The sequence below is a fragment of the Oceanibium sediminis genome (genome assembly GCF_003265325.1).
GTDB lineage: Bacteria > Pseudomonadota > Alphaproteobacteria > Rhodobacterales > Rhodobacteraceae > Halovulum > Halovulum sediminis.
The window spans coordinates 1-12,990 of sequence record NZ_QGNX01000026.1 but is presented as its reverse complement, the minus strand read 5'-3'; the positions used below and the strand labels follow the sequence as shown (position 1 = coordinate 12,990).

The window sequence follows — 12,990 nt, the reverse complement described above, 5'->3', positions numbered from 1 at the left end:
ATCTGTTCCTCTGTGAAACGTGACTTCCGCATTCTTCGTTCTCCTCGTTGCTTTGAACGTTACGAGAACAAACTCTCCTTTTAAATGGTCCGAAATCTTGGGGGCAGGTCACCTGTTCGAACTGGCAATGGCACCTGGATGAGGTGTTCGTGAAGATCAATGGTGAGCTACATTACCTTTGGCGAGCCGTGGATCATGAAGGGGAAGTGCTGGAAAGCTTCGTCACGAAGCGCCGAGATCGCAAAGCGGCATTGAAATTCCTCAAGAAATCAATGAAGCGGCACGGCCAACCTGAAATCATCGTCACGGATAAACTGAGGTCCTACGGTGCTGCAATGAAAGATATTCGCAATCTCAATCGTCAGGAAACCGGTCGCTGGCTTAACACTCGGGCGGAGAATTCTAACCTGCCGTTTCGACGACGAGAACGGGCCATGCAGCGGTTCCGCCGCATGCGAAGTTTACAGAAATTCGCTGCCGTTCATTCCTCCGTCTGCAACCATTTCAATCAGGAACACCACCTCTACTAGCGTGATAATTTCAAACTCAATTGCGCCGCCGCTCTTAATGAGTGGCGCGCTCTCGGCGCGGCATAGTCGAAAGCCACACTGGCTTTCCAGAGACTGGTTCGCATTCGTCTGACAGCAACCGGGGCATGCCTTGCCCCATCAAAACTTCAACCTGCCGCAACTTCACGACAATCTCTTCAGGCTTGGGTCTCTTGATGGCGATCTGCGGTCCTCCGCTTTCCTAACTATAGAGGCGGACCACTTGAAAGGGGGAGGCTCAGTTCGAATTGGTCTGACAACACCTCGAGTTCTGATCGTTCGTTACATTTCAGTTGGATCAACGCCGGTTCTCACGACGACGAGCCACTACCATCGCCAAATCGAAAGCGTGGAATCTCATGCTGAAATCGGGGGACAACTCCTTCACAAACACCGGGCTCTTGTCGGGCTGTCTGTCATGTATATAAAATTGGTTACTGACTATTATGGGGGTAAATCAAAGCTTTGTGGAGTCGATTTTCAAGCTAACTTAATACAAATAAATGCAATGGCTTGCCAAAAGCAGCTTGTCCCATAAGATGCGTCGTTGAACGTGCCGGCCAATACGGCCATGTCGCGTTATCCAGGGAGGAAGCCTATGAAAACCAAGAATATTCATTTCGCCACCATCTCGGCTGTAGCCGTGCTGGGGTTTTTGCCTGCCGTGGCGGGGGCTGAAACCAAGCTTAAATGGGCGCATGTCTATGAATCCAGCGAACCCTACCACACCTGCGCCGTGGCAGCGAACGACCTGCTGATGGACGCTACCGAAGGCCGCTACGGGATTGAGGTTTTCCCCGCTTCGTCCCTCGGTAAGGAAGTCGACATCAACGAAGGACTGGGGTTTGGCACGGTCGACATCATTTACACGGGACAACTGTTTGCGGGCCGTTCCTACGGCCCCATCGCTATCGGCGGCGCACCGTTCATGTTCCGCGACTACGACCACTGGGACAAGTTCCGTAACTCGGACCTGTTCGACGAACTGGCGCAGGGTTACACGGAGGCCTCCGGCAACCACATCACTGCGATGACCTATTATGGTGCACGCCATGTTACCTCAAACAAGCCGATCCTGACGCCTGCCGACATGGAGGGGTTGAAGATTCGAGTTCCGAATGCGCCGCTCTACATGATGTTCCCGGAGGCAACGGGTGCCAACCCTGCTCCGATCGCCTTTGCTGAGGTGTATCTGGCGTTGCAGCAGGGGACAGTCGATGCGCAGGAAAACCCGCTGCCTACCATCCAGGCCAAGAAGTTCCACGAAGTGCAGACCAACATCAACCTCACCGGCCACATCACGGACGCCCTGTTGACCATCGTCGGCGGTCCCGCCTGGGATGCAATGGACGAGGCTGATCGCGCGGCGTTGAGCGAAGTCACCCAAGCGACGGCCGTCTGCGCCACCGATGCCATCATCAACGCAGAGAACGAGTTGGTCGAATGGTTCCGCGGCGAAGGCGTGCAGGTGAACGAAGTCGATCGCGCGCCTTTCATCGAGGCGGTGAAGGCAGTGCACAACGGTGAAATGGCCACCTGGGATCAGGCGACTTACGATCGGCTGCAAGCCATCGAATAATCTGTTCCGGTTCTGCAGGCGGGCCTCGCTGCCCGCCTGTACGCCATGCCCCCGAAGGAAATACCATGAACGGACAAGAGACGTCGGAACAAGTCGTGATCGCACCAATCGTTCTGGAGGAAGAGGAAATCGACCTTTCGGATCAGTCCTGGGACGATTCCATCGTTCTGATACTGTTCTGGTTTCTTGCTTTTGTCGTTTTTCTACAGTTCTTTACGCGATACATTCTGAACGACTCCATCGCCTGGACCGAAGAAATTGCCCGTTTCTTGCTGATCGGTGTGACCTTCATCGGATCGATCATGGCGACGCGCAAGCAAAGCCACATCGCCGTTGAATTTGTTTACCGATGGATTCCACGTACCGGGCGACGCATTGCCCAGACAGTGATCGATGTTCTGACCACCGCCTTCTTCATCATGCTTGCCATATTCAGCGGGCAGATCGCCGGACGCACGCGGCAAATGATGGTTTCGCTCGATATTCCGAAATCGACGATATACTGGATCGTTGCTGCCGCCTTTGTATGCATGGCGCTGTATTCTGCATGGAACACCTGGCGCCACCTGCGCAGCGGCACCAGCAAACTGATCGACCCCCAATTGCATGCGGATCAGATCCGCGCGATCGACTAGGAGCAGCCCCCAGTGGACGTAATTTGGCTTTTCGCAATGCTGGCAGGCATGTTGGTTTTCGGCATGCCCGTGGCCATCGCTCTGGCCGGATCGTCGGCGATTTTCCTCATCTTCAACGGCTCGCCTCCGCCGATGGTAGTGGCCCACCGGATGATCAACGGCGTCGACAGCTTCCCCTTGCTGGCCGTGCCGTTCTTCATCCTGGCGGGCAACCTGATGAACACCGCCGGAATCACCGAACGCATATTTAATTTTGCCTTGGCTCTTGTCGGCTGGATGCGCGGCGGCCTCGGTCATGTGAATGTAGGTGCATCTGTCATCTTTGCAGGCATGTCCGGCGCTGCGGTGGCCGATGCCGGAGGCTTGGGCGCGATCGAGATCAAGGCCATGCGAGACGCTAAGTACGACGCAAAATTCGCTGTCGGCATAACGGCCGCATCCTCCACCATCGGTCCCATCATTCCGCCGTCCCTGCCGATGGTTATCTACGGTGTTGTCGCGGGCGCCAGCATCGGTCAGTTGTTCGTTGCGGGGTTCATTCCGGGGTTGATGATGGCGGCATCGTTGATGATCATGATCTCCATCATGGCCCGGCGCAAAGGGTTCGGGCGCGACCAGACCTTTTACTGGTCGGTGCTCTGGTCAACGTTCCAGCGCGCGTTTCTGTCGCTGTTGACGCCGGTCATCATCGTGGGGGGCATCTTGTCGGGTGCCTTTACCCCGACCGAGGCGGCGGTGGCCGCCTGTGCCTGGGCACTGGTTCTGGGGCTTGTGGTGTATCGCACCCTCTCTCTGCGCCGGTTCTTGCGCGTCAGCTTCGATACGATCGAAACGACGGCGGTTGTCCTTCTGGTCGTTGGTGCGGCGGCCATTTTTGCCTGGATCCTCACTTCCAACCGGGTGCCGGAGCAGTTCGCCGCCGGATTGTTGGCGATTTCCGACCGGCCCTGGGTGATCTTGTTGTTGATGAACCTGATCCTGCTGGCGGTTGGCTGTTTCATGGAAACGGTGGCGGCGATCACAATCATGGTCCCGGTGCTGTTGCCGATTGCGGTGACACTCGGCATTGATCCAGTGCATTTTGGCGTGATCATGGTTCTGAACCTGATGCTGGGGCTTCTGACGCCGCCGGTGGGAATGGTGCTGTATGTGCTTGCGCGAGTTGCGAAAATTCCGTTCGAGCAATGCGTCGTTGGCACCGCCCCTTTCCTGATCCCGCTGGTGATCGTGCTGTTGCTGGTGACTTTCATCCCCGGCATCACCATGTGGCTGCCAACCCTGATTTACCGCTAGGACCAGCATGGACAAACCAGTTCAGGTCGATGAACTGGCCCGATACTGCCGGGCCGTTCTTGCCGCAGTAGGTGCCGATCCGGAGACGGCCCGCGATTGTACGGAGTCCATGATGCATGGATCCATCCATGGTGTGGACAGCCACGGCGTGCGCCTGTTGGGCCATTACGCCAAGGCACTGCAGGGTGGCCGGCTGAACAAAGCGCCGAAAATCCAATTCACTCGCACGCGGGCTGGGTCGGGTATGGTGAACGGTGACGATGCGCAAGGTGCCCGCGCCACCTATGCCGCGATGGACCACGCCTGTGACCTTGCAGCCGAGGCGGGGATCGGCGCCGTGGGCATCACCAATTCTTCACACTTCGGACCGGCAGGTGCCTATGCGATCCGCGCTGCGCAGCGCGGGTGTCTGGCGCTGGTCACCTGCAACAGCGACAGCTTCGTGCGTCTCTACGACGGGGCGGAGCGGTTTCACGGCACGAATCCGTTGGCCGTCGCCTGTCCTGCCCCCGGCAATCCCTGGCTTCTGGACATGGCCACCAGCGCGGTGCCCTATAACCGGGTGGAACTCTACCGGTCGACCGGGACGACCCTGCCCGAAGGAGTGGCTTCGGACAGCGCCGGTGCCGATACGACCGATCCCCATATCGCAGAGATGCTGGCGCCTTTGGGCGCCGCATTCGGCTTCAAGGGCGCGGGGCTGGGCGGCTTCGCCGAGGTGCTGTCGGCCGTGTTGACCGGCATGAGGCTGTCGCCCGACATTGCCCCCATGGGCGGACCCGATTTCAATACGCCGCGCGGCATGGGGGCATTTGTCATCGCACTCGACCCCGAGGCATTCGCGGGGGCAGAAATCGTGCAGGTGGGGATAACGCGGTATCTCGAACTGGTGCGCGCTTCACCGGCGCGGCCAGGGCGAAAGGTGATGGCACCCGGTGACCGCGAATGGGCCGTGGCGTTGGAACGCCGCACGAACGGCATCGTGCTCGATCCTGTGACGGCCGCCCGTTTTGAAGACTTGTCGCGCACGCTTGGGATTGATGGTCTGGCCTAGGTGTTCAGTCCCGGCATCCGGTGGCCAGCACCGGGACCCTTCAATCCGGCTCTCACCTCCAGATCCTGCAGATGGGTCTTGTCAGAGCAAATCGGTTTGAGTCGGGCAGGGTGGTTTCGTAGCTTCCATCCATTACAAAACGCGACCCCTTCAAGTACTTCCACAGCAGCCCGGAGATCATCCGCTTGGCGGTCATGCTGTACGTTCGCTGTCCCGCTTTCGCTCCGAAACGTGGAGGATCTGCTGCACGAGCGAGGCATCGATGTCAGTCGCGAGACCGTCCGCTAGTGGTGGCAACGGTTCGCCCCGATGTTCGCCTCCGAGATCCGGAAACATCGCATTGAGGGCATGCGATCCAGCCGGTGGCGCTGGCATCTCGACGAGATCTTCGTGAAGATCAACGGTCTGACAGCACCGGTACATGTAAAAGCGGCATAGGCTGCCCTCAACACCTTCAGACTTATCAATACTACCCATCAATCCGCGGCGGCGACTTAGCGTCTGGCCAAGGGGGAAGGGCCTGATCCTGAACGTTGACACAGGTGCGTTGATCAATTAATAACTAACGTATGGTTAAAAATAGAATCGACGCGTCCTCTCCTGCCAGCCTGCGCAGAACGCACCGCGGTCTGGTGCTTTCCCTTGTGCAGGCGAACCCGGGCGTCGCGCGCGCTGAACTGGCGCGTTTACTCGGCTTTTCCGAGATGGCCGCCACGCGGATCGTACGGGAACTGGTAGAAGCGGACATCGTCGAGGAGATCGCCGGTACGGACAGTCGCAAACGAAAGCCAAGCAAGCGGCTGGGTCGTCCGAAGATCGGCTTGATGATCCGGGGCGAGGGGCTTTTCGCAGCAGGGATCACGGTGTCGGCCTATCACTCGGAAGTCACGATCTGCGATGCGAACGGAGTACTTCGGGCGCGCAAGGAAATCCCCTATCTGGTCAGCGAGGATATTGGCGGAACGGCGCGCGCTTACGGTCGCGAGTTGAAAGCCCTGATCGACCGCTCAGAGATCGACGCGGCGCGGATCGTCGGCGTTGGCGTCGCGTTGGCGGCGCGCACCTCGCTAAAAGAGAACGAGATCGTGCGCTCTGATTACTTCGGCTGGGGCAATGACGACGGGCTGTTCCAGCGAGAGCTTGAGGCTGCCTTTGGCCTGCCTATCCGGATCGACAACATCTCTAACGCTCTTGCTATCGGGGAAATGCGCTTTGGCGATGCGCGGGGAGTGGATGACTTCGTTCTGGTTCACGTCGCCACGCTGATTGGTGCTGCCGTGATGACGGGGGGCAAGCTGGTCCGGGGCAAGGATGGCGTTTCGGGGATGATAGGCCACTTCCGAAGCGAGCCGTCGGCACATCGCTGCGTCTGTGGTCGGCAGGATTGCCTCAACCTCAACGCGACCGGATTCGGTATCCTGTCGAAATTGGGCAAGATCACTTCGGGCCGGTTCGATCGGTCGCAGTTACAGACCTATGCCGCCCGGCTGCTAGAGGTCGTCGAAAGCGCCGACAAGGCGCCCTTGCTAGAATGTGCCGGCGCCAGCCTTGCCCCGGCACTTGACGGCGTCTGCAAGCTGCTGGGTCCGGAGAAGGTCATCATCAGCGGCTATGTCGGGGCCAATGCCGCCTATATCACCGGGCTTCGCCGTGCGCTGGGGCGCGACTTCGGCGAGGAAATGTCGGGCCGGCTGCCAATCGTTGCGGGTCAGGTCGCGCCGGTTCAGGCGGCAGCGCTGCTTGCGCTCAGCACATTCTGTTACTCAGACCTGCTTGATTTTGAACGTTTTTCAAACCCTTCCGGCCTGGTGCCGAAGCAAAGAGAGGCATAGACCATGGTTCCGGCGCTTCTGAATGGTGTGATAGGTGCTGCATCGGTGCTGCTGGTGGGCGTGACGTTGTACTCAGCCTATTTCGGGGTGTTCCCGGACGGGATACAGCGCAGCGCGCACCTTGTGCTCGTCTTCATGTTGGTATTCACGATGGCGCTTCGCGTCACGTTCACGGAGCCGGCAGGCAGGTTTGTTGGCCTGAAACGTGTTTGGATTGTCCTGGCGCTTGCCATGGGTGTCGTCGCTGCTGGCCACCAGCTGGTGAACTTTGAGGCGATCAACAACCGCTACGGCGCGATCACCGAAGTCGAGGTGTACTTGGGCGTGGCGCTGCTGATCGCGCTGTTCGATGCCTGCCGCAGGACGATCGGCTTGTCGATCGTGATCCTGGCGGGGCTTTTCGTTTCGTACGGGCTGTTCGGATCATACCTTCCTTCGCCCTTCGGGCACCGCGGATACTCGCTGGAACGGGTTGCATCCCAGGTCTATCTGGGCGGCGGCGGCGTATTCGGCACCCCGCTTGGTGTCAGCGCCACCTTCGTGACCGGCGTCGTCGTCCTGGGAGCGCTGCTGGAGAAAACCGGCGCCGGGCAGGTGCTGATGGATTTTGCGACGGCCCTGACCGGGCGGATGCGCGGCGGTCCGGCGAAGGCGGCTGTGGTCGGATCCAGCCTTATGGGCATGATCTCGGGTACGGCGGTGGCCAATGTGCTGACCACGGGGCCGATCTCGATCCCGCTGATGCGCCGTAGCGGCTATCGCAAGGAAGCCGCCGGCGCGATCGAGGCGGTCGCCTCGACGGGCGGGCAACTTATGCCTCCGGTGATGGGAGCGGCCGCGTTCATCATGGCCGAATTCACCAACACCTCGTATTTTGACATTGCCAAGGCCGCGTTCCTTCCGGCGGTCCTCTTTTATGCCGTCCTGTTCGCCATGGTTCATTTCGAGGCGGTGCGCCGAAAGATTCCGATCCTGCGTGAAGCGGCCGACCTGACCGACTGGGGGTCGATCCTGCGCGGCTCTTACCTGCTGCTGCCGTTGCCGGTGTTTGTGTCAATGCTGATCAACGGGTATTCGATCATGCTGTCCTCGTTCTGGGCCGTGGTCGCCTCGATCTTGGTCAGCTACTTTAGCCGTAAGACTTCGCTGACGCCAAAGCGCCTGGTCGAGACCTGTGTTGCAGCCGCGCATGCCGTCATTCCCGTGGCCGTTGCCTGCGCGGCAGCTGGCGTGATCATCGGTGTCATTACCCTGACGGGCGTTGGGCTCAAATTCTCATCGATGGTGGTAGAGGTATCGGGCGGATCGCTGCCGATCGCTCTTGTGCTGACCATGCTGACCTGCCTTGTTCTCGGGATGGGGCTGCCCACCGCGGCGGCCTATATTTTGGTCGCCACACTGGTCGCGCCCGCGCTGGTCGACATGGGCGTCGGGCTGATCGCGGCGCACCTGTTCGTACTGTACTCGGCCATGCTGTCGTCGATTACCCCGCCCGTGGCGCTTGCTGCCTTCGCGGCGGCATCCATCGCCGGGGGCAATCCAATGCGCATTGCCCTGTTGGCGTGCCAGTTCGGCATGGCGGCCTTTGCCGTCCCCTACTTCTTTGTCTACGACCCTGCGATCCTTCTGAAGGATGCGACCACCACGCAGATCATTTTGTCCTTCGTTACTGCCATCGCAGGGGGCGTCTGCGCCAGCGCCGCGACTATGGGCTGTCTGTTCAACAGGATCGGCCCCATTGCGAGACTCATCCTTGGGGTGACGGCGGTGCTGTTCGTCACTTCGGACTTGCGGACGGATCTGCTGGCGGCGTTTCTCGCCCTTGGTGTCGCCTTCTGGGACGCCCGCAGAACCGGTTCGACCCCACCCTTACCACAAGCAAGCGGCGACAAGCCGCAAGTAACAACCAGCAACGGAGGAATACAATGAACACCTATCTGAAAGGCGGCCTGATCGCTGCCGCGGCGCTGTCCATGCCCGCAATGGCGGTCGCGCAGGAGTACTTCTCCATCGGCTCCTGCCCGGTGACCTGTACGGCCTATACGTGGTCGGCCGGAATTACGGATGTCATCAACAACAACGTTGAGGGCGTCGAGGCCACGGCCGAGGAAACCAAGGGTTACGTCGCGAACATCGCGCTTCTGCAAAGCGGCGAGCTGGAGGCCGCGATGGCCACGTCGCTTTCCGCGTACGAAGCATATACCGCGACCGGGAACTATGCCGGCACGGAGCCGGGCAAGATCCTTGCCTGGATGTCGATTGCGCCGGTTGCGATGCATGTTCTTACGGTCGAGGGTAGCTCGGTCGAGACGCTGGAAGACCTCAAGGGCAAGCGCGTCGGCATGGGCCAGCCGGGCGGCGTTTCGATGCTTGATGCCGACATCCTTATGTCCATGATCGCAGGCGAAGACTTCGAACCGTTCCGTGTTCGCCTTGGCGACATGGTCGACATGCTGTCGGATGGCAACATCGACGCCGCGCTGTGGAACGGTTCCTTCCCGCTGGCGCCGGTGATCAAGCTGGCCGCACAGCGCGATCTGAAGTTGGTTCCGGTGTCCGATGAATTTTTTGCCGAACTTCAGGCCGCCTATCCGCCTTACTTCCGCCTGTCGATCCCGGCCGGCACCTATGACAAGGTGGGCACAGATGTGCCGACCTATGGCTTGGCGAACGGATTGGTCATTTCGGCCGAAGTGTCCGAGGAGCGCGTGTACGAGATGACGAAGGCGATCTTCGAAAGTCTTGATAGGCTGGCTGGCGTGCACCCTGCCTTCGCCGAAGTGTCGGCCGATACGATCCTGAACGGCTTCGGCTCGCCGCTGCACCCCGGCGCGCTGCGCTACTACCGCGAAATCGGCGTTCCAGGGATCGAGGATTTCGTCGCCCGTACAGGCGGCTGACCCAAGACGTGATCGGGCCGCTCACCAAGGGGCGGTCCTACTTTGCAGACCAGAACCCCGAGAGTGCGACATGAAACGACCGAACATACTTGTCATCCAGGCGGATCAGATGACCGCCCTGTGCCTATCGGCCTATGGCAAGCCTTACGCGATCACCCCCAATATCGACGCACTGGCAGCGAACGGCACGACCTTCGCCAACAGCTATTGCAACAACCCGGTGTGCGGCCCGTCGCGTGCTTCGATGATGACCGGGCGGTTGCCGTCGGACGTGGGCGTATTCGATAACGGAGCCGAGTTCCTGCCGTCCGAGCCGACCTTCGCCCATTACATGCGCCGCCTTGGCTACAAGACGACGCTGTCGGGTAAGATGCATTTCGTTGGCCCGGATCAGCTTCACGGCTTTGAAAAGCGCCTGACCACGGACATCTACCCGTCGGACTTTGCCTGGACCGCTGACTGGGACCAGACGGACGAACCCTATGCCCCCTCGGTGATGAGCCTGCTCAGCGTCGTGGAAGCTGGCCATTGCGAGCGTAATCTTCAGATCGACTACGACGAAGAGGTTTTTGTCGCCGCCCGCAAGGAGCTGTATGACCACGCTCGATCCACTGACGAGAGGCCATTCCTGTTGCACGTCTCCTTTACCCAGCCCCACAACCCCTTCGTGGCGGGGCGGAAATATTGGGACATGTATGAAGGTCGGGACATCCCCGAGCCCGAGGTCCCCCATATCCCCTATGACCAGCGCGACCCCTGGTCCCAGCGGTATTTCCTGACGATCCGCCAGGACGAATTCGATATCACGCCTGACCAGCTTTACCGCGCGCGGCGCGGCTATTTCGCCATGGTCAGCCATATCGACGAACTGCTCGGCGGCCTTGTAGAGACGCTGAAAAGCATCGGCGAGTACGATAATACCTGCATCGTCTTTACTTCGGACCACGGCGAGATGTTGGGCGAGCGGGGCATGTGGTACAAGTTCAACCCCTATGAGGCGTCGATCCGGGTGCCGCTGATCGCTCAGGGTCCGGGGTTCCGCAAAGGCCACAGGGAAGAGGCGCTGGCCTCGCTTGTCGACCTTTTACCGACGTTCACAGATATCGCTTCCGAAGGTGCATTTTCTGACTTCGTGGCGCCCTATGACGGGCGCAGCCTGTTTGCCCTGCCAAAACGCAACAGCACGGATGACCGGATCTTTGTGGAGTTCAATGGCGAAGGGCTTTATGCGCCGGGGCTGATCGTTTTGGAGGGGGCAAAGAAGCTGGTGCACAGCCGTACCGACCCGAAGATGCTGTTCGACCTTTCTAGCGATCCCTTGGAACTTCAGAACCTGGCTGCGACGCCGGGCCATGAAAGCGATGTTCAGCGGCTTTCCCGCCTGATGCACGAGCGGTGGGACGAAGACGACCTTGAGATGCGGGTGCGCGTGTCGCAGAAAAAGCGACTGTTCGTGCAGGAGGCCATGAAGTGCGGCACCTTCCCGACCTGGGACTACGGTCCGCCCTATGATCCAGGCAAAGTCTATGTCCGGGGCGGGGTGGACCCGAGCACGACGGCGACAAAGCAGCGGGGGCGGTTCCCCTATGTTCCGAAAACCCCGCCACAGCGCCTGCGCCATGCTTCGAAGGCGAAGTAATCCGGTGGATCTGGCAGTTGCCGGTTTCCGGGCATCGGCCGACCGCCCTATAGTTGTCTGGACTGCACAACGCGCGGCGGAAGGGCCGCGCGGTCGTGCGGGAATGCTGAACCCGGCGTCGCGCGCGCCGGGCGATCCGAAACGGGGGGCGCATGACGCAGCAGAAATCCGGGTGTTGCCCGACCTGTAAGGCGATGACTGACGCCGACAGGGTGCGTGATCACCTTGCGGCAGTGGCCGATGTTCCTGCGGCTTCCGCCGCCCGCCGCGCGGAATTGGCAGCGCGCCTTGTGTCGCTGAGGGGTGGCTTCTTTGATATGGGCGCGCGTAAATCGACCTATGAGGGCGATCTGGATTCGCCCCGGTTGCGGGTAAAACTGCGCCCGTTCCTAATCTCAGCCACCTCTGTGACGAACCTGGACTTCGCGGATTTCGTCGACGATACCGGCTACCGCACGGTTGCCGAACGTGAGGGTTGGTCCTTCGTCTTTCACCTGTTCCTGAAGGACCCGGACAACTGGATTGAAAGCCCGCCGGACCTGCCTTGGTGGCGCAAGGTCGATGGCGCATACTGGGCGCGGCCCGAAGGCCCTGACAGCACATACGAGGGGCGCGAAACCCACCCGACGGTGCATATCGCTTGGTACGACGCGCTGGCCTACTGCGCTTGGGCGGGCCTCAGGCTGCCAAGCGAGGCGGAATGGGAATACGCCGCGCGCGGCGGCCTTGCGAAGCAGAAATATCCTTGGGGTAACGCCCTGACGCCGGGCGGCGCGTTCGCCATGAACACCTGGCAGGGGGATTTCCCGCACATCAACATCGCAGAGGACGGCCATGCCGGAACCGCACCCGTCGATGCTTTTCACCCAAACGGATACGGACTGTTCAACATGACGGGGAACGTCTGGGAGTGGGTCGAGGATGCGTTTGGTCCGCGCGACGGCTACCAGCCTTCAGCGGACGATGACCGGGGCAAAGATTGGCGTGCCGTACCCCGCGTGCAGCGCGGCGGGTCGTTCCTGTGCCACGAAAGCCATTGCGACCGATATCACGTCCATTCCCGCACGCGGAACGATCCGGACAGTTCCACCGGTAATTGCGGTTTCCGCGTCGCATCGACGCCTGAAGTGGCTGGTTGACCTACTGCGCCGCATTCGGGGGTACGAAAAGGCAGGAGGGCAGTGTCAGAAAGAATCCGGTTGAGGCGGGCAGGGGGCTTCGTCGCTTCTGATTATGACGAAGAGAAACCCATTCAAGGGTTTTCAAAGCGGCCCGGAAATCATCCGCCTGGCAGCAATGCTGTACGTCAGATCTCCGCTGTCATGGCGGAATGTCGAAGACCTTTTTCACGAACGTGGCGTCGAGATCAGCGACGAAACTGTCCGGTTCTGGTGGAACAGTGAGCTGCCCCCCGAAAATCGGACGCTGACGTAAGCTATGATTTGCTGTCTGCTGATCTTCGACGAGAAGGAGATCAGAGATGTCGAAACGGAAGCAGCATTCGCCTGAG

The 12,990-nt window shown here is 60.0% G+C and carries 10 protein-coding genes and 3 pseudogenes; 12 read left to right on the top strand and 1 reads right to left on the bottom strand.

Features of this window, described 5'->3' with window-relative positions; all coding sequences use genetic code 11:
- Positions 1-116: 116 nt before the first annotated feature.
- The 12 genes and pseudogenes from DJ029_RS21030 to DJ029_RS22290 all read left to right on the top strand — a co-directional run.
- Positions 117-596: pseudogene (locus tag DJ029_RS21030) on the top strand (IS6 family transposase); the annotation flags it as partial.
- A 550-nt stretch (positions 597-1,146) separates the two neighbouring features.
- Complete coding sequence (locus DJ029_RS21025) at positions 1,147-2,127, top strand: sialic acid TRAP transporter substrate-binding protein SiaP (protein WP_112324433.1); 981 nt, start codon at positions 1,147-1,149, stop codon at positions 2,125-2,127.
- A gap of 65 nt (positions 2,128-2,192) precedes the next feature.
- Positions 2,193-2,762, top strand: a complete 570-nt coding sequence (locus DJ029_RS21020; RefSeq protein ID WP_112324432.1) for a TRAP transporter small permease — start codon at positions 2,193-2,195, stop codon at positions 2,760-2,762.
- A gap of 12 nt (positions 2,763-2,774) precedes the next feature.
- Positions 2,775-4,055: a TRAP transporter large permease gene (locus tag DJ029_RS21015; protein ID WP_112324431.1), complete on the top strand. Its 1,281-nt coding sequence runs from the start codon at positions 2,775-2,777 to the stop codon at positions 4,053-4,055.
- Between the two features lie 7 nt (positions 4,056-4,062).
- Complete coding sequence (locus tag DJ029_RS21010) at positions 4,063-5,109, top strand: Ldh family oxidoreductase (protein WP_112324430.1); 1,047 nt, start codon at positions 4,063-4,065, stop codon at positions 5,107-5,109.
- A gap of 131 nt (positions 5,110-5,240) precedes the next feature.
- Positions 5,241-5,520: pseudogene (locus tag DJ029_RS22295) on the top strand (IS6 family transposase); the annotation flags it as partial.
- A 158-nt stretch (positions 5,521-5,678) separates the two neighbouring features.
- Positions 5,679-6,941, top strand: coding sequence for an ROK family transcriptional regulator (locus DJ029_RS21000; RefSeq protein ID WP_112324429.1), 1,263 nt, complete (start codon positions 5,679-5,681; stop codon positions 6,939-6,941).
- 3 nt (positions 6,942-6,944) lie between these two features.
- The gene (locus DJ029_RS20995) at positions 6,945-8,870 is read left to right on the top strand and encodes a TRAP transporter permease (protein ID WP_112324428.1); all 1,926 of its coding nucleotides are present in this window, start codon (positions 6,945-6,947) and stop codon (positions 8,868-8,870) included.
- Positions 8,867-9,841 (top strand): TAXI family TRAP transporter solute-binding subunit, encoded by a 975-nt coding sequence (locus DJ029_RS20990; RefSeq protein ID WP_112324427.1) that lies wholly within the window; start codon positions 8,867-8,869, stop codon positions 9,839-9,841. The genes DJ029_RS20995 and DJ029_RS20990 overlap by 4 nt, the downstream gene beginning before the upstream one ends.
- A 70-nt stretch (positions 9,842-9,911) precedes the next feature.
- The gene (betC, locus tag DJ029_RS20985; RefSeq protein WP_112324426.1) at positions 9,912-11,480 is read left to right on the top strand and encodes a choline-sulfatase; all 1,569 of its coding nucleotides are present in this window, start codon (positions 9,912-9,914) and stop codon (positions 11,478-11,480) included.
- A 194-nt stretch (positions 11,481-11,674) separates the two neighbouring features.
- Complete coding sequence (locus DJ029_RS20980; protein ID WP_112324425.1) at positions 11,675-12,619, top strand: formylglycine-generating enzyme family protein; 945 nt, start codon at positions 11,675-11,677, stop codon at positions 12,617-12,619.
- 94 nt (positions 12,620-12,713) lie between these two features.
- Positions 12,714-12,878, top strand: a pseudogene (locus DJ029_RS22290) (IS6 family transposase); the annotation flags it as partial.
- Here the strand turns inward: DJ029_RS22290 and DJ029_RS22285 are convergent.
- On the bottom strand, positions 12,801-12,990 hold a 190-nt coding region (locus tag DJ029_RS22285), incomplete at its 5' end, for a hypothetical protein (RefSeq protein WP_232823170.1). The pseudogene DJ029_RS22290 and the gene DJ029_RS22285 overlap by 78 nt on opposite strands.

What these genes read in the sequence shown, in the direction of transcription:
- DJ029_RS21025 (WP_112324433.1), top strand. Translation starts at nt 1,147, where the DNA reads ATGAAAACCAAGAATATTCATTTCGCCACCATCTCGGCTGTAGCCGTG.
- DJ029_RS21020 (WP_112324432.1), top strand. Translation starts at nt 2,193, where the DNA reads ATGAACGGACAAGAGACGTCGGAACAAGTCGTGATCGCACCAATCGTT.
- DJ029_RS21010 (WP_112324430.1), top strand. Translation starts at nt 4,063, where the DNA reads ATGGACAAACCAGTTCAGGTCGATGAACTGGCCCGATACTGCCGGGCC.
- DJ029_RS21000 (WP_112324429.1), top strand. Translation starts at nt 5,679, where the DNA reads ATGGTTAAAAATAGAATCGACGCGTCCTCTCCTGCCAGCCTGCGCAGA.
- DJ029_RS20995 (WP_112324428.1), top strand. Translation starts at nt 6,945, where the DNA reads ATGGTTCCGGCGCTTCTGAATGGTGTGATAGGTGCTGCATCGGTGCTG.
- DJ029_RS20990 (WP_112324427.1), top strand. Translation starts at nt 8,867, where the DNA reads ATGAACACCTATCTGAAAGGCGGCCTGATCGCTGCCGCGGCGCTGTCC.
- betC (WP_112324426.1), top strand. Translation starts at nt 9,912, where the DNA reads ATGAAACGACCGAACATACTTGTCATCCAGGCGGATCAGATGACCGCC.
- DJ029_RS20980 (WP_112324425.1), top strand. Translation starts at nt 11,675, where the DNA reads ATGACTGACGCCGACAGGGTGCGTGATCACCTTGCGGCAGTGGCCGAT.